General features: G+C 67.8%; 17 protein-coding genes. 1 reads left to right on the top strand and 16 read right to left on the bottom strand.

Annotated features, from left to right (window positions below; genetic code table 11):
* Positions 1-13 precede the first annotated feature (13 nt).
* The 14 genes from pyk to rpe all read right to left on the bottom strand — a co-directional run bounded on the left by pyk (position 14) and on the right by rpe (position 15,665).
* On the bottom strand, positions 14-1,462 hold the full coding sequence (gene pyk, locus ACXZ1E_RS00855) for a pyruvate kinase (protein WP_458041601.1): 1,449 nt from the start codon (positions 1,460-1,462) through the stop codon (positions 14-16).
* Between the two features lie 68 nt (positions 1,463-1,530).
* Positions 1,531-2,997: a glutamate synthase subunit beta gene (locus ACXZ1E_RS00850; RefSeq protein WP_458041600.1), complete on the bottom strand. Its 1,467-nt coding sequence runs from the start codon at positions 2,995-2,997 to the stop codon at positions 1,531-1,533.
* Positions 2,990-7,564 (bottom strand): glutamate synthase large subunit, encoded by a 4,575-nt coding sequence (gene gltB / locus ACXZ1E_RS00845; protein ID WP_458041599.1) that lies wholly within the window; start codon positions 7,562-7,564, stop codon positions 2,990-2,992. The genes ACXZ1E_RS00850 and gltB overlap by 8 nt, the downstream gene beginning before the upstream one ends.
* Positions 7,565-7,629: 65 nt before the next feature.
* Positions 7,630-8,631, bottom strand: coding sequence for a prolipoprotein diacylglyceryl transferase (gene lgt, locus ACXZ1E_RS00840; protein ID WP_458041598.1), 1,002 nt, complete (start codon positions 8,629-8,631; stop codon positions 7,630-7,632).
* A gap of 129 nt (positions 8,632-8,760) precedes the next feature.
* Complete coding sequence (gene trpA / locus ACXZ1E_RS00835; protein ID WP_458041597.1) at positions 8,761-9,552, bottom strand: tryptophan synthase subunit alpha; 792 nt, start codon at positions 9,550-9,552, stop codon at positions 8,761-8,763.
* Positions 9,549-10,820 (bottom strand): tryptophan synthase subunit beta, encoded by a 1,272-nt coding sequence (gene trpB / locus ACXZ1E_RS00830; protein ID WP_458041596.1) that lies wholly within the window; start codon positions 10,818-10,820, stop codon positions 9,549-9,551. Before trpB ends, trpA begins: the two co-directional genes overlap by 4 nt.
* On the bottom strand, positions 10,817-11,593 hold the full coding sequence (trpC, locus tag ACXZ1E_RS00825; protein ID WP_458041595.1) for an indole-3-glycerol phosphate synthase TrpC: 777 nt from the start codon (positions 11,591-11,593) through the stop codon (positions 10,817-10,819). The genes trpB and trpC overlap by 4 nt, the downstream gene beginning before the upstream one ends.
* A gap of 2 nt (positions 11,594-11,595) precedes the next feature.
* The gene (locus ACXZ1E_RS00820) at positions 11,596-11,826 is read right to left on the bottom strand and encodes a DUF6704 family protein (protein WP_036296238.1); all 231 of its coding nucleotides are present in this window, start codon (positions 11,824-11,826) and stop codon (positions 11,596-11,598) included.
* 78 nt (positions 11,827-11,904) lie between these two features.
* Positions 11,905-12,564: a Trp biosynthesis-associated membrane protein gene (locus tag ACXZ1E_RS00815; RefSeq protein WP_458041594.1), complete on the bottom strand. Its 660-nt coding sequence runs from the start codon at positions 12,562-12,564 to the stop codon at positions 11,905-11,907.
* A complete protein-coding gene (hisI, locus tag ACXZ1E_RS00810; RefSeq protein ID WP_458041593.1) occupies positions 12,561-12,977 on the bottom strand; it encodes a phosphoribosyl-AMP cyclohydrolase in 417 nt (138 codons plus the stop codon). Before hisI ends, ACXZ1E_RS00815 begins: the two co-directional genes overlap by 4 nt.
* A complete protein-coding gene (gene hisF / locus ACXZ1E_RS00805; RefSeq protein WP_458041592.1) occupies positions 12,974-13,738 on the bottom strand; it encodes an imidazole glycerol phosphate synthase subunit HisF in 765 nt (254 codons plus the stop codon). Before hisF ends, hisI begins: the two co-directional genes overlap by 4 nt.
* 4 nt (positions 13,739-13,742) lie before the next feature.
* Complete coding sequence (gene hisG / locus ACXZ1E_RS00800) at positions 13,743-14,570, bottom strand: ATP phosphoribosyltransferase (protein ID WP_458352011.1); 828 nt, start codon at positions 14,568-14,570, stop codon at positions 13,743-13,745.
* A gap of 59 nt (positions 14,571-14,629) precedes the next feature.
* Positions 14,630-14,893 carry a phosphoribosyl-ATP diphosphatase gene (locus tag ACXZ1E_RS00795; protein WP_036296246.1) on the bottom strand — a complete coding sequence of 88 codons (264 nt, stop codon included), beginning with the start codon at positions 14,891-14,893 and terminating at the stop codon, positions 14,630-14,632.
* An 88-nt stretch (positions 14,894-14,981) separates the two neighbouring features.
* Positions 14,982-15,665 carry a ribulose-phosphate 3-epimerase gene (rpe, locus tag ACXZ1E_RS00790; protein ID WP_458352010.1) on the bottom strand — a complete coding sequence of 228 codons (684 nt, stop codon included), beginning with the start codon at positions 15,663-15,665 and terminating at the stop codon, positions 14,982-14,984.
* A gap of 75 nt (positions 15,666-15,740) precedes the next feature.
* On the opposite strand from rpe, the gene glsA reads away from it, so the two are divergent.
* The gene (gene glsA / locus ACXZ1E_RS00785) at positions 15,741-16,913 is read left to right on the top strand and encodes a glutaminase A (protein WP_458041590.1); all 1,173 of its coding nucleotides are present in this window, start codon (positions 15,741-15,743) and stop codon (positions 16,911-16,913) included.
* A 205-nt stretch (positions 16,914-17,118) separates the two neighbouring features.
* Here glsA and ACXZ1E_RS00780 read toward each other — a convergent pair whose 3' ends face one another.
* Complete coding sequence (locus tag ACXZ1E_RS00780; RefSeq protein ID WP_458041589.1) at positions 17,119-18,486, bottom strand: RsmB/NOP family class I SAM-dependent RNA methyltransferase; 1,368 nt, start codon at positions 18,484-18,486, stop codon at positions 17,119-17,121.
* Complete coding sequence (gene fmt, locus ACXZ1E_RS00775) at positions 18,483-19,403, bottom strand: methionyl-tRNA formyltransferase (protein WP_458041588.1); 921 nt, start codon at positions 19,401-19,403, stop codon at positions 18,483-18,485. Before fmt ends, ACXZ1E_RS00780 begins: the two co-directional genes overlap by 4 nt.
* Positions 19,404-19,406: the final 3 nt, after the last annotated feature.

Below are 19,406 nucleotides of genomic sequence, written 5' to 3'. Positions count from 1 at the left end.
GCCCGTCCCCCGGCTACTCCCGGGTCTGATAGATCGGGGCGGCGCCGTGGACGGCGTCTCCGACCTTGTGGACACGGATGTCGTTGGTCGAGCCGACGATTCCGGGAGGGGATCCCGAGATCACGACGACCTTGTCGCCGACGGATGCCAGGTCGTTCGAGAGCAGGTAGTCGTCGACCTGAATGAACATGCGGTCCGTGTGGGCGACGTGCTCGACAAGGGTCGAGCGGATGCCCCAGGTCAGCGCCATACGACGCCGGATGGCCGGTTCAGGCGTGAACGCGAGCATGGGGATGTTCGGACGCAGACGCGACATACGACGCGCCGAGTCGCCCGATTCCGTGAAGATGCAGAGGTACTTGGCCTCGACGAAGTCGGCGACCTCGATGGCCGCGAGGGTGATCGCGCCACCCTGTGTGCGCGGCTTGTTCGTGAGCTTGGCGATGCGGTCCAGACCGTGCTCTTCGGTCGATGCGACGATACGTGCCATCGTTTCGACGACGACCACGGGGTACTCCCCCACACTCGTCTCGCCCGACAGCATGACGGCGTCGGCACCGTCGAGGACGGCGTTCGCGACATCGGATGTCTCGGCGCGGGTGGGCACGGGGCTGTTGATCATCGACTCGAGCATCTGCGTCGCGACGATGACCGGCTTGGCCATCCGGCGAGCGATCTCGACGGCGCGCTTCTGAACGATCGGCACGGCCTCCAGCGGCAGCTCGACACCCAGGTCGCCACGGGCGACCATGATGCCGTCGAACGCGTCGACGATCTCTTCGAGGTGATCGACGGCCTGCGGCTTCTCGATCTTGGCGATGATCGGGACGTGACGTCCCTCTTCGGCCATGATGACGTGCGCGCGCTGGACATCCTTCGCGTCACGGACGAACGACAGGGCGATCAGGTCCGCGCCGATGCGCAGGCCCCAACGCAGGTCCGCCTCGTCCTTTTCGGACAGGGCTGGGACGTTGACAGCAACGCCGGGCAGGTTGATGCCCTTGTTGTTCGACACGGGACCCGCGACGATGACCTTGGTCGTGACGACGGTATCGGTCTTCTCGACGACCTCGACCTTCACCTTGCCATCGTCGATCAGAAGGAAGTCACCGGGGTTGACGTCCTGCGGCAGGCCCTTGAACGTCGTCGACACGAGCTCTTTCGTGCCGGGGATGTCTTCGATCGTGATCTTGAAGATGTCGCCCACAGCGAGATCGTGGGGGCCGTCGGCGAACTTGCCGAGACGGATCTTCGGGCCCTGCAGATCGACCAGGATCGCCACGGGGCGTCCGGCATCCTCTGCCGCCTTACGCACGTTCGCGAAGTTGGTCTCGTGGACGGCATAGTCGCCGTGGCTGAGGTTCATGCGGGCGACATCCACGCCCGCATCGATGATCGCTCGCACCGACTCATAGGTCGAGGTGGCGGGGCCGAGGGTGGCGACGATCTTGGCACGTCTCATCGTGTGATGCTCCGGTGGGGTTCGGGGTTTGGTCTAGATGGGACCGGTAACAAAGTCCGAGGGTCAGCCTACGCGGGCTGCAGTCCGATCGCGATGTCGGTGGGATGCACGGGGAACGGCAGTTCGGTTGACCCCATCAGGTAGGCGTCCACACGTGCGGCCGCGGCGCGGCCCTCCGCGATTGCCCAGACGATCAGGGACTGGCCCCGGCCCGCGTCGCCGGCGACGAAAACGCCCGGTGCGGTCGTCTGGTAGTCGCCGTCGCGTTCGACGTTGCCGCGGTTGGTGAAGCGCGCGCCCAGCTGGTCGGCGAGATCGTTCTGTTCGGGACCCGTGAAGCCGAGGGCGATCAGAACCAGGTCCGCCGGGATCTCGCGCTCCGTACCGCTCTTGGGCACGCGACGTCCGTCGACGTACTCGGTCTCGGCAACGCGCAATGCGCGCACCTCGCCGGCGTCGTTCGAGAGGAACTCGACGGTCGACGCCAGGAACATGCGCTCACCGCCCTCTTCGTGGGCAGACGAAACCTCGAACAGCGTCGGCATCATCGGCCACGGCTGGTCTTCGGTTCGTGCCGTGGGCGGCTGGATGCCGATCGCGAGGTTCGTGACGCTGAGCGCCCCCTGACGGTGAGCCGTGCCGATGCAGTCGGCACCGGTGTCGCCGCCGCCGATGACGATGACGTGCTTGCCCTCGGCCGAGATCTGGTGCGGCACCGAGTCGCCTGCGACAACCCGATTCGACTCGATCAGGTACTCCATGGCGAAGTGGATGCCCGCGTGGTCACGGCCCGGGATCGCCAGGTCGCGCGGCACGGTCGAGCCGGTCGCGACCACGACGGCGTCGTAGCGCGCGCGCAGGTCGTCCCACGAGATGTCGATGCCGATCTCGACGCCCGCACGGAAGCGGGTGCCCTCATCCTGCATCTGACGGAGGCGCATCTCGATGTGACGCTTCTCCATTTTGAAGTCGGGGATGCCGTAGCGCAGCAGACCGCCGATGCGGTCATCCCGCTCATAGACGGCGACGGTGTGACCGGCGCGCGTGAGCTGCTGAGCTGCCGCGAGGCCCGCAGGCCCGGAACCCACGACAGCGACCGTCTTGCCGGTCAGGCGTCCGGGGGGCTCGGGCTCGACCCATCCGTTCGAGAAGGCCTGATCGATGATGCCGACCTCGACCTGCTTGATGGTCACCGCGGGCTGGTTGATACCCAAAACGCAGGCGCTCTCACAGGGAGCGGGACACAGGCGACCCGTGAACTCGGGGAAGTTGTTGGTCGCATGCAGACGCTCGATCGCGTCGCGGCCCTCGCCGCGCCACAGCAGGTCGTTCCACTCGGGGATCAGGTTGCCGAGGGGGCAGCCCTTGTGGCAGAACGGAATGCCGCAGTCCATGCAACGCCCGGCTTGGCGACGCAGTACGGCCTTGTCACCCGGCTCGTACACCTCTTTCCAGTCCATGATGCGCACGGGCACGGGACGACGGGGCGCGAGTTCGCGCTCCGTGACTTTGAGGAAACCCTTCGGGTCAGCCACCGGTCACCTCCAGGATGCGAGTCCAGACAACATCGCCGTCGGGGTCGAGCCCCTCGGCAACCGCCGCCTGTCGGGTCTCGAGCACCGCCGCGTAGTCGCGCGGCAGAACCCGCGTGAAGCGCGTGACGGCCTCGTCGAAGTTGTCTAGCAGGTCGGCCGCGAGGGACGATCCCGTCTCGGCCACGTGCAATTTCAGCAGGTCGCGCAGGATCTCGACATCGCCCGAGCCCAGCTCGAGCAGTTCGAGTTCACCCGACGCGAGCGCCTCGCGGTTCACGAGGGTGCGGTCGAGGTCGTAGACATAGGCGGTTCCGCCCGACATCCCGGCGCCGAGGTTGCGTCCCGTCGATCCGAGGATCACGGCGAGCCCACCCGTCATGTATTCCAGCGCGTGATCTCCCACGCCCTCGACGACCGCGGTCGCGCCCGAGTTGCGGACGAAGAACCGTTCGCCCACGACGCCGCGCAGGAACATGCTGCCCTGCGTCGCGCCGTAGCCGATGACGTTTCCGGCGATGACGTTCTGCGAGGCATCGAAGGATGCTCCGCGCGGCGGACGGATGACGATCTGCCCGCCCGAGAGGCCCTTGCCGACGTAGTCGTTCGAGTCGCCCTCGAGGCGCAGCGTGATGCCCGCGGGCATGAATGCGCCGAAGGACTGACCGGCCGAGCCACGCAGATTGACGACGATCGACCCGGACGGAAGTCCGTTCTCACCGCGCGCCAACGTCACGCGGTTGCCGAGCATCGTTCCGACGGCGCGCGCGGTGTTACGGATCGGCAGGTCGATCACGACCTGACCGCCGTGCACGATGACATCCTGCGCTCGCTCGATCAGCTGCACATCGAAGTGCTCGTCAAGTTCGTGCTCCTGTTCGCGAGCATTGCGGCGCGGCTCGTCCTCAGCAAACGGCGGGCCCACGAGGATCGGCGAGAGATCCAGTCCGCTCGCCTTCCAGTGCTCCACGGCGCCGTCGACATCCAGCAACTCCTGGTGTCCGATCGCCTCGTCGATCGACCGGAAGCCCAGGTCGGCGAGTAGTTCGCGCACTTCTTCGGCAATGAACTCCATGAAGTTCACGACGAACTCCGGCTTGCCCGTGAATCGGGCGCGCAGAACGGGGTTCTGCGTCGCCACCCCGACCGGACAGGTGTCGAGGTGACACACGCGCATCATGACGCAGCCCTCGACCACCAGCGCGGCCGTGGCGAAGCCGAATTCCTCGGCGCCGAGAAGCGCGCCGATGATGACGTCGCGTCCGGTCTTGAGCTGTCCGTCGACCTGAACGACAACGCGGTCTCGCATGCCGTTCAGCATCAGCGTCTGCTGCGTCTCGGCGAGCCCGAGTTCCCACGGCGTTCCAGCGTGCTTCAGCGAGTTGAGCGGGCTGGCGCCCGTTCCCCCGTCGTGACCGGACACCAGGATGACGTCGGACAGCGCCTTCGCGACGCCCGCCGCGACCGCACCGATGCCCGACTGGCTGACGAGCTTGGTGTGGATGCGCGCCTTCGGGTTCGCGCGCTTGAGGTCGAAGATCAACTGCTTGAGGTCTTCGATCGAATAGATGTCGTGGTGCGGCGGGGGCGAGATGAGACCCACGCCCGCGGTTGCGTGGCGTGTGCGTGCGATCCACGGGTACACCTTCGTCGGCGGCAACTGGCCACCCTCACCGGGCTTGGCGCCCTGGGCCAGCTTGATCTGGATGTCCTCGGCGTGCGTGAGGTACATGCTCGTGACGCCGAAGCGGCCCGACGCGACCTGCTTGATGGCACTGCGCCGCTCCGGGTCGAGCAGGCGGTCGAGGTCCTCGCCGCCCTCCCCCGTGTTCGATCGTCCGCCGATGCGGTTCATCGCGATCGCCAGCGTCTCGTGCGCTTCCTTGGAGATCGAGCCGTAGCTCATCGCGCCGGTCTGGAAACGCTTCATGATCGACGAGATCGGCTCGACCTCGTCGATCGGAACGGCCGGGCGCACGCCCTTGCGCAGACGGAACATGCCGCGCAGCGTCTTCAGTTCCGAAGCCTGATCGTCGACGAGCTTCGTGTACTCGCGGAACAGGTCGTAACGGCGCGAACGGGTCGCGTGCTGCAGCTTGAAGACGGTGTCGGGGTTGAAGAGGTGCGGCGAGCCATCCCGCCGCCACTGGTATTCCCCACCCGTCCAGAGGCGTTCGTGCGCGTGCACCGCGGCGTCCTCGGGATACGCGTACGCGTGCCGGGAGGCATTCTCCGTCGCGATGACATCGATTCCGACACCGCCGAGCTTCGTTTCGGTGCCCGTGAAGTAGGCGTCGACGAAGGACTGCGAGAGACCGACCGCCTCGAAGACCTGCGCACCGGCGTACGACGAAACCGTCGAGATGCCCATCTTCGACATGATCTTCAGCACGCCCTTGCCGAGCGCGTAGATCAGGTTCTTGACGGCCTTCTCGGGCGTGATGTTCGAGATGAACCCGGCGCGAACCAGGTACTCGACGGTCTCCATGGCGAGGTACGGGTTGACGGCGGATGCGCCGTACCCGATCAGCGTCGCGACGTGATGAACCTCGCGCACATCGCCCGCCTCGACGACCAGCCCGACCTTCATGCGCGTCTCTTTGCGGATGAGGTGGTGGTGGATCGCGGCGACCATGAGCAGCGACGGGATCGGCGCGAGGTCTTTGTTGGAGTCGCGGTCGGACAGCACGATGAACTCCGCGCCATCCTCGATCGCCTGGTCGACCTCGGTGCACATCTGCATGATGCGCTTTTCGAGGCCCTTGCGTCCGGCCTCGACGCGGTAAAGCCCGCGGATCGTGACGGACGAGCGGCCCGGCAGTGCGGTGTCGACGTGCTGGATCTTCGCCAGCTCGTCGTTGTCGATCACGGGGAAGTCGAGGGTGACGGTGCGCGCGTGGTCGGCGCCCCACGACAGCAGGTTCGGCTCGGGGCCGAGACCGATGCGCAGACTCGTGACGACCTCTTCACGAATCGAGTCGAGCGGCGGGTTCGTGACCTGCGCGAACTGCTGGACGAAGTAGTCGAAGAGCAGGCGCGGGCGCTCGCTCAGCACGGCGATCGGCGTGTCGGATCCCATCGCGCCGAGCGGCTCGGCGCCATTTTGACCCATCGGGGTCAGCAGGATCCGGACCTCTTCTTCGGTGTAGCCGAAGGTGCGCTGACGACGGGTGATCGAGGCGATCGGATGCACGATGTGCTCGCGCTCGGGAAGGTCCGACAGGCGCACGGTGCCGCGGTCGAGCCACTCCTGCCACGGGTGGAGCTCGGCGAGCTGCTGCTTCACCTCTTCTTCCTCGATGATGCGGCCCGCGGCCGTATCGACGAGGAACATGCGGCCGGGACGCAGGCGCCCGCGGCGCTTGATGCGCTCGGGTTCGAAGTCGAGAACGCCCGTTTCGCTGCCGATGACGATGAGCCCGTCGGTGGTCTCGGTCCAGCGGCCGGGACGCAGCCCGTTGCGGTCGAGCGTGGCCCCGACGAGCGTGCCATCGGTGAAGATCAGGGCCGCCGGGCCATCCCACGGCTCCATCTGCATGGAGTGGTAGTCGTAGAACGCGCGCAGCTTCGGGTCGATGTCGGCCTGCTTCTCGTAAGCCTCGGGCACCATCATCATGACCGCGTGGGGCAGGCTGCGGCCGGTCAGAGTAAGGAGTTCGAGCACCTCGTCGAAGGACGCCGAGTCGGATGCGCCGACCGTACAGATCGGCAGCAGCGGCTTGATGTCACCGAGCATCTCGGACTCGAGCTGCGACTGACGCGCCCTCATCCAGTTGCGGTTGCCGTTGACGGTGTTGATCTCGCCGTTGTGCGCGAGCATGCGCAGAGGTTGCGCCAGCGGCCACGACGGGAAGGTGTTCGTCGAGTAGCGGGAGTGCACGACCGCGAGTTCGGAGGCGAAGCGCTCGTCCTGCAGGTCGGGGTAGAACGGCTCGAGCTGGAGCGTGGTGACCATGCCCTTGTAGCCGAGGGTGCGAGCCGAGAGCGAGACGAAGTACGCGCCGAGCTCGTGGCGTGCACGCTTGCGCAGGCGGTAGACCCGGCGATCGAGGTCGATGCCCGACAGCGCGGGGGCGTCGCCCACGGCCGGACGCGAGACGAAGAGCTGCTCGAACGCCGGGCGCGCCGCGTGGGCGAGCTTGCCGAGGTGGCGCTCGTCGGTCGGAACCTCACGCCACCCGAGGACGACGAGGTTCTCGCTCGCCGCGATCTCGGCGATGCCGTCTTTGAGCTTCGTCCGCTCGTCCTCGTCGAGGGGCAGGAAAGCCATCCCGACCGCGTACTCACCCATCGGCGGCAGGTCGAACTCCACCACGGCGCGCAGGAACTCGTCGGGGATCTGCGTCAGGATGCCGGCACCGTCGCCGGTACCCGCATCGGAGCCGATGGCCCCGCGGTGCTCGAGGTTGCGCAGCGCCGTCAGCGCCTGGGCAACGATGTCGTGCCCCGGCGTGCCTCGGAGCGTGGCAACCATCGCCAGACCACAGGCATCCTTCTCAAATGCCGGGTTGTACATCCCCTGCTTTGCGGGGAATGAAGCGTTGTCGCCGTAGTTCGGGCTCACGGCCATGTCAACCGTCCTCACTGGTGGATCTCATGGGACGACGTCGGCCCGGAAGCATTACTTCGTGGCGGCTATCTACTGGCGACTGTGCTTGTGGCCGTTGCCCCGCCCTCGAGTTCGTTCGCGGGCGGCTCGCTCACGTCCACGAACTCAGTGGTGTCCTGCGAGTGTACCGCAGCGCCCTCGGCCGGCTCCGCGTTCGCGGGCACGCGGCCGGGCATATAGGGACTCGGCTCCTTGCCCGTGTGGCGCCGCTTCTGGATGATCATGATGGCGAGCCCGACGACCACGCCGAAGATGGCGGCCCAGACGTTGGTACGCAGGCCGAGGATGATCTCGCTCGGATCGATGCGGATGGACTCCCACACGATGCGGCCCGCGCTGTACCAGATCAGGTAAAGGCCGAAGAGGCGGCCCCACTGCAGCTGGAACTTGCGTCCCACCCAGAGCAGGACGAAGACACCCACGACGTTCCAGATCACTTCGTACAGGAACGTGGGGTGGAAGAGCGTGTCCGGCGCAAGGCCCTCGGGGAAGGCGACGTTGTCGGGGTCGATTTCGAGTCCCCACGGAACGTCGGTCGGCAGACCGAACAGCTCACTGTTGAACCAGTTACCGAAGCGACCCATCGCCTGAGCGAGCAGCAGGCCCGGGGCCAAAGCATCCGCGTACGTCCAGAATCGGATGCCGCTCCAGCGGCAACCGAGCCACGCACCGATCGCGCCGCCGATGAGGGCGCCGTAGATCGCGATGCCGCCTTCCCAGATGTAGAAGACGGCCAAGGGGTTCGTGCCCTCGCCGAAGTAGAAAGCGGGGTGCGTCAGCACGTGGTAGATCCGCGCCGCGATGATGCCGAGCACCACGGCCGGGAGCGTCACGTCAAGCACGACCCACGGCTCCGCCCCCCGTTTGGTGAGGCGGTGGTTGGTCAAAATCGTCGCGGCGATGATGCCGGCGATGATGCACAGCGCGTAGAAGTAGATCCGCAGAGGGCCGAGCTGGATGAAACTGATCGACGGGCTCGGGATGCTCGCGACGACACTCGCGTGCACGCTCAGGGCGAAAGAAGGCATGACCGGAAGTCTAGATCAGCGTGGCGACGTGCCCGATTCGGGTCGCGGCCATCCTGGGATGATTCGTCGAGAACAGGACGGTTGGCGCAGGAACGTCCTGTCTCCGGCGAGTCGCCTGTTCTCGGGCGACTAGCTGACGCGCGCGGTGCCCGCGGAGAGGGCGCGGACGACCTCGCTGAGGCCTTTCACGCCGCCATCGCGCAGCGCGCGTACGAGCGCCGTGCCGACGATCGCGCCGTCGGCGTACTCGATGACTCCCGTGACCTGATCCGGAGTCGAAATCCCGATGCCCACGCACGCGTGCTTCGCGCCGTGTTCGCGGAGGCGCGCGACGAGCGTGCGAGCAGCGGCATCCAACTCGGCGCGCTCGCCCGTGATGCCCATCGTCGACACCGTGTAAACGAAACCCGTCGAGTTCGCGACCACGAGGTTGATGCGCTCATCGGTCGAGGTCGGTGCTGCGAGGAAGATGCGGTCAAGGCCCGTGCGGGTGCTCGCGGCGATCCACTCCCCCGCGGCCTCCGGCGTGATGTCCGGCGTGATGATGCCCGCCCCGCCCGCAGCGAGGAGGTCATCGGCATAGCGGTCGACGCCGTACTGCCAAATCGGGTTCCAGTACGACATGACGAGAACCGGGATGTCGATACGCTCGGTGATCGCCCGGATGGCCGGGAACAGATCCTTCAAACGGAAGCCCGCGGCCAGAGCGGCCTGCGTCGCTTCTTGGATGACAACCCCGTCCATGACCGGATCGCTGTACGGCGGGCCCAGCTCGATGATGTCGACACCGTTCTCGGCCAGCGCGACAGCCGCCTCGATGCTCGTCTCGATGTCGGGAAAACCGACAGGCAGGTACCCGATGAGCACTCCGCGACCCTCTGCATGGGCGCGCGAGATCGCCTCTTCGACGCGTGACGTCACAGCTGGATGCCCTCTCCCGAGGCCGCGTCATCCGGACCGATGACATCTTCGGGGATGACGGGTGCCACCGCATCCGCGTCATACAGTTCGAAGTAGCGCGCAGCGGTGTCCATGTCCTTGTCGCCGCGTCCGGAGAGACAGATCGCAATGATGCCGTCGGGTCCGAGCTCCTGCCCGATCCGCAGGGCCCCCGCGAGGGCGTGCGCGGACTCGATTGCGGGAATGATTCCCTCGGTTCGGCTCAGCAGGCGCAGGGCCTGCATCGCCTCGTCATCGGTCGCGGGGATGTATTCCGCACGCCCGATCGCCGAGAGCCAAGCGTGCTCCGGTCCGACTCCCGGGTAATCCAGACCGGCCGAGATCGAGTGCGACTCGGTCGTCTGACCGTCTTCGTCCATCAGCACGAAAGTTTTCGCGCCGTGCAGGATGCCGGGGCGTCCACGCTCGATGGATGCCGCGTGGAACGGGGTGTCGACGCCGTCGCCGGCCGCCTCGACGCCGTACAGGCGAACATCGGTGTCGTCGAGGAAAGCATCGAACATGCCGATCGCATTCGAACCGCCGCCGACGCAGGCAACGACGGCGTCAGGAAGCCGACCGAGTTCGTCGAGAAGCTGTGCCCGGGCCTCTTCGCCGATGACTTTCTGGAAGTCGCGGACCATGGCCGGGAACGGGTGTGGTCCCGCGGCCGTTCCGAAGATGTAGTTCGTCGTCTCGACGCTCGACACCCAGTCGCGGTAGGCCTCGTTGATCGCGTCCTTCAGCGTCCGTGAGCCCGTCGTGACCGGGATGACCTCAGCACCGAGCAGACGCATCCGTGCGACGTTCAAGGCCTGACGTTCGGTGTCGACCTCGCCCATGTAGATCGTGCACTCGAAACCGAAGAGGGCCGCGGCCGTCGCGGTGGCGACACCGTGCTGACCGGCGCCGGTCTCGGCGATGACTCGCGTCTTGCCGAGGCGCTTTGTCAGCAACGCCTGGCCGAGCACGTTGTTGATCTTGTGCGAACCGGTGTGGTTGAGGTCCTCGCGCTTGAGGAAGACGCGGGCGCCGCCGGCGTGCTCAGCGAATCGCGGCACCTCGGTGATGATCGAGGGGCGGCCGGCGTATGTCGCCAGCAGGTGGTGGAACTCGCGGATGAATTCGGGGTCCGCCATCGCGTCCTCGTAGACACCGGTCAGCTCGTCGATCGCGGCGATGAGCGACTCGGGCATGAATCGCCCGCCGAATTCGCCGAAGAAGGGGCCGGTAGCCGCGCGAAGGCTCATGCGGGCACCGCCAGGAAGTCGCGGAGGGTGGCGACCGGATCGCCCGTCACGAGCGCCTCGCCGACGAGCACGACATCCGCGCCGTCCTTGCGGTAGTGCGCGACGTCCTCGGGACGCAGCACAGCCGACTCGGCGATCTTGATCGCGTCGGCGGGGATGTGCTCGGCCAGGCGACCGAAAAGGTCGCGGTCGAGCTCGAACGTCGTCAGGTCACGTGCATTGACACCCACGAGGCGTGCTCCGATCTCGCTTGCGCGGCGGACCTCGTCGAGAGTGTGCGTCTCGACGAGGGGGGTCATGCCCAGTTCGCGAACGAGCTCGTGCAGCGTCGCGAGAGTGGGCTGGTCGAGTGCGGCTGCGATCAGCAGAACGAGGTCGGCGCCCGCGGCGCGTGCTTCGAAAACCTGATAGGCCGTCGCGATGAAGTCCTTGCGCAGCACGGGCAGCGAGACCGCCGCGCGCACCGCTTCGAGGTCGGCGAGGCTGCCCTTGAAACGGCGCCCCTCGGTCAGGACGCTGATCGCCGAAGCGCCCCCCTGCTCGTAGAGGCGCGCCTGCAGGGCGGGGTCGGGGATGTCAGCGAGGTCGCCGCGGGAGGGGCTAGCCCGTTTGACCTCGGCGATGATCCGCACAGTGCCGGTCGGAGCGAGGGCGGCGAGAGCATCGATCGCGGGGGCAGCAGCGAGTGCCTCGCGCTCGAGGGCTGCGAGGGGAAGTTCGGCCTCACGAGCGCGCGCATCTTCGACGGCGCCGGACGTGAGGTCGGCGAGCATGCTCAATGCGCTTTCGGGGCAGACTTCGCGCCGCCGACTCCGTACCCGGCGCGCTTCATCACCCAGCCGACCAGCAGGCCGACGAGAAGGAGTACAGCCGATGCCCAGACGACCCAGGGAACGTCGATGACGAACGCGACGGTGCCGATCGTGACCGCGACCAGCATGATCACCACTGCTGTCCAGGCGGCCGGAGAGTGTCCGTGACCGGGCTCGTCGATGTCGTGGCTCATGAGGGCTCCTTCGGTGGCATGCGCACCCCAGTCTATCGGGAGTGCGCGGGGTGCTGAGCCCGATGGACGGTGCGAGGGTCAGCGCGTCGGGTCGGATCCGTGGCTGAGGTCGTCCCACGAATCAATGGCGTCGAGCGGTGCGGCGGGCGTCGAGGGTGCCCCCGCTCCGAGGCTGCCCGGCTGGCCATCCGCGCCCTCACTTCCCGTCGCCGCCCCGGCGCCTCGGGACGTCGAGTCCGTCCGGTAGCGGCGTCCCGTGCGGCGCCAGGTGTGTGCCGTGGCGACCGCGAAGAGCCCGATCAGCAGGAGCGCGATGGAGAGGACGAGCGCGATGACGGGCCACGGCGTCGTCTCCACACGTCGGACCAGAGCGGCCACGGCATCCGCTCCGGCGATTCCGGTCGCCTCGGTGACCGTGGGAGCGATCGCGTTCGCGGTCTCACCCGTCGAGGGAGCCCACAGCAGCACGACGAGCGCGAGACCGAGGAGGATCGCCAGGATCGCTGAGACATACGACATGAAGCGACCCGCGATGGATGTCGCGGCGGCCAGCGCGAGAGCGGCCAGCGCGAGGGGCGCGAGCACCGGCATGGCGGCTGATCCGCTGACCTCGAGTGGTGTGTCCGGGCTCTCGCGCAACACGACCACGAACCAGGTCTGAGTCGATGCGATGAGCAGCAGAGCGCCGGCTGCGAGCAGCAGCAGCACGGTGACGAAGCGCGCGCGACGAACCGTCACGCGTCGGCCGTCCTGACTACCACAGGCGAACCGGATTCGGCCTCGACAGCGACCAAAGGTGCCAGGTCGTCCGCGTCGAAGCACGTGCGGGTGCCGGTGTGGCACGCGGGCCCCACCTGCTCGACGCTCAGCAGCACGGCGTCGCCGTCGCAGTCGAGGCGGGCACCGCGAACGAGCTGGATGTGACCCGAGGTGTCGCCCTTGCGCCAATACTCGCGCCGCGAGCGAGACCAGAACGTCACCCGGCCACTTGTCAACGTGCGCCTGAGCGCTTCGGCATCCATCCATCCGAGCATGAGCACCTCGAGGGTGTCGTGCTGCTGCACGATGGCCGCCACGAGTCCGTCGTCGTCGAAGACGACACGAGCGATACGGTCGTCGATATCGGGAGCGGATGTGGGTGTGTCGCTCATGTACGAACCTCGATCCCGTCTGCGGTCATAGCCGCCTTCACATCCCCTACGGTCAGCTGCCCGGAGTGGAAGACGCTCGCGGCCAGCACGGCATCGGCCCCGGCGCGGATCGCCGGGGCGAAGTCCGCGGCCGAGCCCGCTCCCCCGGACGCGATGACGGGCACGCTTGCGATCTCGCGCATCAGCCCGACCAGTTCGAGGTCGAAGCCTTCCTTGGTGCCGTCGGCGTCGATCGAGTTGACGAGCAATTCGCCCGCACCCCGCTCGATCGCCTCGCGCGCCCACTCGAGCGCGTCGAGCGTCGTCTCGGTGCGGCCGCCGTGGGTCGTGACGACGAAACCGGACTCGGTCGCGGCGGAGCGTTTGACGTCCAGCGAGAGGACGAGCACCTGGGCTCCGAAGCGGTCGGCGATCTCGTCGAGCAGTGCGGGACGCGCGATCGCGGCCGAGTTTACGCCGATCTTGTCCGCACCGACCGCGAGCAGCCGGGCAACATCCTCGGCGGTGCGCACTCCCCCGCCGACCGTCAGCGGAATGAAGACCTCTTCGGCCGTGCGGCGCACGACGTCGTAGGTCGTCGCGCGCTGGTCGACGGTCGCGGTCACGTCGAGAAACGTGATCTCGTCGGCGCCCTGCGCGAAGTAGAGCCGCGCGAGCTCGACGGGATCGCCCATGTCCCGCAGATTCGCGAAGTTCACGCCCTTGACGACGCGTCCCGTCGCGACGTCGAGGCATGGGATGACGCGGCAGACCAGAGCCATGGCGTCACAACCTCGCGGCGTGAATGGCGGTGACGAGGATGGCGCGGGCGCCGATCGCGTAGAGCTCGTCCATGACGCGATTGACACCGTGACGAGAGACCATGACGCGGACGGCGACCCACTCCGGATCGCGCAGCGGCGAGATCGTCGGGGATTCGATGCCCGGAGCCACGGCGGCCGCCTTGTCGAGCAGGGCCGCGGGCAGGTCGTAGTCGACGAGGACGAAGCGACGCGCCACCATGACGCCGCGTAGGCGGCGCAGCAGTGTCTCGGTCCCCTCTTTTCGGTCGGGGCCTGCGATCAGCACGGCGTCCGACTCGAGGATGACCGGGCCGAAGATCTCGAGACCGGCCTGACGCAGGGTCGTCCCGGTCGACACGACATCGGCCACCGCATCCGCGACGCCGAGGCGGACGGCCGATTCGACCGCACCATCGAGCGGTACGAGGTCCACGGCCACACCGTGTTCGTCGAGGAACCCGTCGACAAGGCCCGGGTACGCGGTCGCGACTCGCATCCCCTCGAGATCCTTGACCGAGTCGAAGCGTCCGGGAGGGCCGGCGAAGCGGAAGGTCGAGCCACCGAAACCGAGGGATTCGACTTCCTGAGCCCCCGGCATCCGGGCGTCGAGAAGCAGGTCCCGACCCGTGATCCCGACGTCCAGGGCGCCGGAACCGACGTAGGTCGCGATGTCCTTCGGACGCAGATAGAAGAACTCGACGTCGTTCTGCGGGTCGATGACGTGCAGGTCTTTCGGGTCGCGGCGGCCGGTGTATCCGGCCTCGGCGAGCATGTCGGCGGCTGTGTCGGCGAGCGAGCCCTTGTTGGGCACGGCGATTCGCAACATGGTGATGCGGGCTTTCGGTTCGGGGGTGGGAGGACGGGAGCGAATCAGAGATGTCGGTAGACGTCGCCGGTCGTCAGGCCCTTCGCCAACATGAGCACCTGCAGGTGGTAGAGCAGCTGCGAGATCTCTTCCGCCGTGGCCTCGTCGGACTCGTACTCCGCGGCCATCCACACCTCGGCGGCCTCTTCGACGATCTTCTTGCCGATCGCGTGAACTCCACGATCCAGCTGCGCCACGGTACCCGAGCCTTCGGGTCGCTCGGCGGCCGTGACCGTCAGCTCCGCGAACAGCTCGTCGAATGTCTTCACCCTGTCAGGGTACCGGCTTCACGGATGCCCCCGGCATCCGCCGCCGACACTGCGGTCGGATGCGCGGGGCGCTGACGCGGTCTACCTCTCAGTGCATGTGGCGTGCCGCGCCCGCACGAAGCGAGGCGATCGCGGCATCGGGACGCTCCGCTCCGAACACCGCTGACCCGGCGACGAAGGTGTCGGCCCCGGCTTCGGCGGCCTCGGCGATGGTCGACTCCGAGATCCCGCCATCCACCTGCAACCACACCTGTGACCCGCGTCGACGCGCCTCCTCGGAGAGCAGACGCAGCTTGGGCATCGTGTCGGCGCGGAACGACTGGCCGCCGAACCCGGGCTCGACGGTCATGACGAGGATCTGGTCGAACTCGTCGAGCACGTCGAACAGCCCCTCGACCGGGATATCCGGTTTGACGGCGACGCCCGCCCGCGCGCCGATCTGACGAAGCTTGCGCGCCAAGGCGACCGGATCTGTCGCGGCCTCGAGATGGAAGGTGACGGATGCCGCGCCGAGTTCGGCGTATCCGGGGGCCCAGCGATCGGGGTCATCGATCATCAGGTGCACATCGAGCGGCACCGGGCTCGTCGCCTGGATCCGCTCGACCATCTGGGGCCCGAAGGTCAGGTTCGGCACGAAGTGGTTGTCCATCACATCGACGTGGACGAAGTCTGCGGCGGCGATCCGCTCGAGATCGGCCTGCAGGTTGACGAAATCGGCGGCGAGGATGCTCGGGTTGATCCGCGGGGCGGAGGGAAGCTCGATCTGGGGCACCTCCTCATTATGCCGAGGCCACCCCGCAGCGACATCCGGACCCGGCCGATAGGACCCGGCCGATAGGGTCAGGGCGTGGACCCGATTGTGCGCATGCTCGAGACCGTGCTGGACGATGTGCGTGGCCGTGACTCCGGAGGTGTCGCCGACTACATCCCCTCCCTCGCTGCGGCCGATCCCGAGCGGCTCGCCTTTGCGGTCGTGGGCCCGAGGGGGCGCGTGACCTCGGTGGGCGATGACGACGTCGAGTTCACGATCCAGTCGGTGTCGAAGCCGTTCGTTCTGGCGCTCGCGCTCGAAGCGCTCGGTCGGGACGCCGTCCTCGCGCGGGTCGGCGTCGAGCCGAGCGGCGAGCCCTTCAACGCCATCAGCCTCGAGGCCGGAACCGGCCGTCCCGCTAACCCCATGGTCAATGCGGGCGCCATCGTGACCTCGTCTCTTCTCGGAGAGGGCGATGAGTTCTCCCGCGCCGAGACGATCGTCGCGGGCCTGTCGCGCTTTGCCGGACGACCGCTGATCGTCGACGAAGAGGTCTATCGCGGCGAGTCCGAGACCGGCCACCGCAACCGTGCACTTGCCTACCTGACGCGCTCTCACGACATCATTCGTGGCGATGTCCCGACGGTCGTCGAGACCTACTTCCGTCAATGTTCCGTGCTCGTCACGGTGCGGGACCTCGCCGTCATGGGCGCCACCCTGGCGTTCGGCGGTGTGAATCCCGTGACGGGCGAACGCGTCGTGCGCGAAGACGTCGCCCGTGATGTCGTCTCGGTCATGGCGAGCTGCGGCATGTACGACTACTCGGGCGAGTGGCTGCTGCGCGTCGGACTCCCGGCCAAGAGCGGCGTCAGCGGGGCACTGCTCGCCATCGCGCCCTCGCAGTTCGGGGTCGCAACGTTCAGCCCGCGGCTGGATCGGCATGGCAACAGCGTCCGAGGCATCCAGATCCTCGAACGGATGTCGGGCGAGTTCGGGATGCATGTCTTCGAGCCGCACGAGGCGATCGCGGCGCCCGGCATCCGCGTCGACCGGAGCGAAGGACGCGTCGTCGTGCACCTCGGCGGTGAGCTCGCTTTCAGCGGCGCGGAACGGATGATCGGGGTGCTGAGCGATCTCGCCGACAGCGCGATGACCGACGACACGATCCTGGTCGATGGCAGTGAACTCGCGCGCGCTCACCCCGCCGCGCTGGAGCTATTGCGTCGCCAGCTCGAGGTGCACGGCGGGCGCCTGCACTTCCTCGACTGAGGCTGCCCTCGGTGCCGGTGCCCGTCGCCCGCTGCCCGTTGGATTCCGCTCGCCTGGCAGTAGATGTCGCGCGCATCCGCCGGAACCCTCATCTACTGCCAGGCGAGCGGCCCTGGGAGCGCATGCGAGGGCGTGCGAGGGCGTGCCGTGGGGCGAGGCGAGGGCGTGCGAGGGCGTGCCGCGGGGCGAGGCGAGCGGAACGAGGTCAGGCGTTGCGCTCGAAGAGGGCGATGAACATACCGTCGGTGCCGTGCCGGTGGGGCCAGAGCTGAACGTGCAGGGTGTCCTCGGAAGCCTCGGGCAGGTCGATCGGTGCGCGCGAGACGTCTCTCACCACCGCGCGGGCGTCGATCTGTGTGATCTCACCCTCCCAGCGCCGTGCGCCCTCGCGGGTCACCCCGACTGTCTCGGCGAGGTGGGGCGAACACGTCACGTAGGCGAGGATGCCGCCCGGACGGAGTGCTCGAACACCCGCATCGAAGAGTTCACCCTGCAGCGTCGTGAGCTGAGGGACGTCTTCGGGTCCCTTCCGCCAACGCGCCTCCGGTCGGCGCCGCAGCGCGCCCAGGCCCGTGCAGGGGGCGTCGACCAGAACCCGGTCGTACCCGCCGGCGTCCCGATCGACGCGCGTGCGGCCGTCTTCCTCGCTGACCTCGACGGTCGCGGGAATGCCCTCGAGCGCGCGCCGCACGAGTCCCGCTCGCGCCGGTGAGACCTCGTTCGCGTCGACGGATGCCTCGCCCCGCGCCTCAGCGGCGAGCACCGCGGTCTTGCCGCCGGGTCCGGCGCACAGATCGAGCCACCGCTCCCCCGTGCGAATCTCTCGCGCTCGGGTCAGCGCGAGCGCCGCGAGTTGCGAACCCTCGTCCTGAACGCGGAGGCGTCCGCCAGAACCGATGACGAGAGGTTCGGGGTCGCCGCTCCCGGCGCGGAAGCCCAGCGGCGAGTACAGCGTGCGTACGGCGTCTTGCGGCACGTCGGCCAGACCCGTCAGTGCTGCCATGGTGACGGACGGCGAAGCGTTGTCGGCCGCGAGGAGCGCCTCGAGTTCGTCTCCGCGGCCTTCGGCGGCGAGGGCGCGACGGAAGGCGCGGACAATCCAGGTCGGATGCGCGTGTTCGAGCGAAAGGCGTTCGTCGGTGTTGCGCGCCGTGGCCAGCACGCGTTCGCGCCAGGTTCCGGGATCTTCACGGGCGATGGAACGCAGCACGCCGTTGGCGAAGCCCGTCGCGCCGCTACCGCCGTAGACCCGCACGAGTTCGACGCCCTCGTGCACGGCCGCGTGTGAGGCGACGCGCGTCGAGAGCAGCTGGTGCACCGTCATCCGGAGCGCATCGAGCACGGGGGCATCGATCGCGGCGACCTTGCGCCGAGACGCGAGCTCGATGACGGCGTCGTAGTAGCCGCGGCGGCGGAGCGTCCCGTAGGTCAACTCGGTGGCAAGGCCCGCGTCGGCGGGACCGAGGCCCGCACGACCGATTCCGACGGGCAGAAGTAGGTTGGCGTAGGCATCCGACTCCGAGACGGCACTCAGGACTTCGTACGCGACGCGGCGCGCGGGTTGGATCGTCATTCGCCCGCTCTCAGTTCGGGGGTGCGCAGGCCGCGCCACCAGTCGCCTGCGGTCATTGCCGGTCGTCCCGCCGGCTGCACGCGATCGATGTGAATCGCGTCCGTGCCGGTGCCGATCAGGATGTCTCGGCCCGCGGCCGCGATTTCGCCCGGTCGCAACGCGATGTGCGCATCGTCGGAACGTGCCGTGAGCACCTTCAGACGCTGGCCGTTCACCGTCGTGAAAGCGCCCGGCTCGGGGGTCGTGCCATGGATGCGCCCGAGGACGCGCTCGGCGGGCTCGTCCCAGCGAATCCGGCCATCATCCAGCGTGAGTTTGGGAGCGAACGTAGGCTCGCCCACCTGCGGTGCGGCCGTCATCCGTCCGCTTTCGATGCCGGCGACGACGTCGCGCAGGAGCTCGGCACCGAGCCCAGCGAGGTCAACCAAGACCTCGCCGGCCGTCGCATCCCGCGGCACACGGTAGCTGCGCTCGGCGAACACATCCCCCGCGTCGAGTTCGGCCACGAGCTGGAAGACACTCGCACCGGTGAGTTCATCCCCCGCGATGAGAGCGTGTTGCACGGGTGCCGCACCACGCCAGCGCGGCAGCAGCGAGAAGTGCAGGTTGATCCAGCCGAACGTGGGCGCGGTGAGAAGCGGCTCGCACACCAGGCCGCCGTACGCGACGATGACGCCCAGCTCGGGTTCGAGCGCGGTGATCGCGTCCGTTGCCGCGTCGTCGAGGCGTGCCGCGCGGATAACCCGCAGACCGTGCTTTTCGGCGGCCACGGCCACGGGCGAGGGCGTCAGCACGCGCTTCCGCCCGAGCGGAGCATCGGGTCGGGTGACGACGCCGACGATATCGTGCCCCTCCGCCGCAAGCACCCCGAGCGAGGGAACCGCGGGTTCGGGCGTCCCGGCAAAGACCAGCCGCATGAC

Source organism: Pacificispira sp. HM-600, from assembly GCF_977993705.1.
The sequence above is the reverse complement of the archived record's forward strand: the minus strand, read 5'-3'. Positions and strand labels throughout refer to the sequence as shown.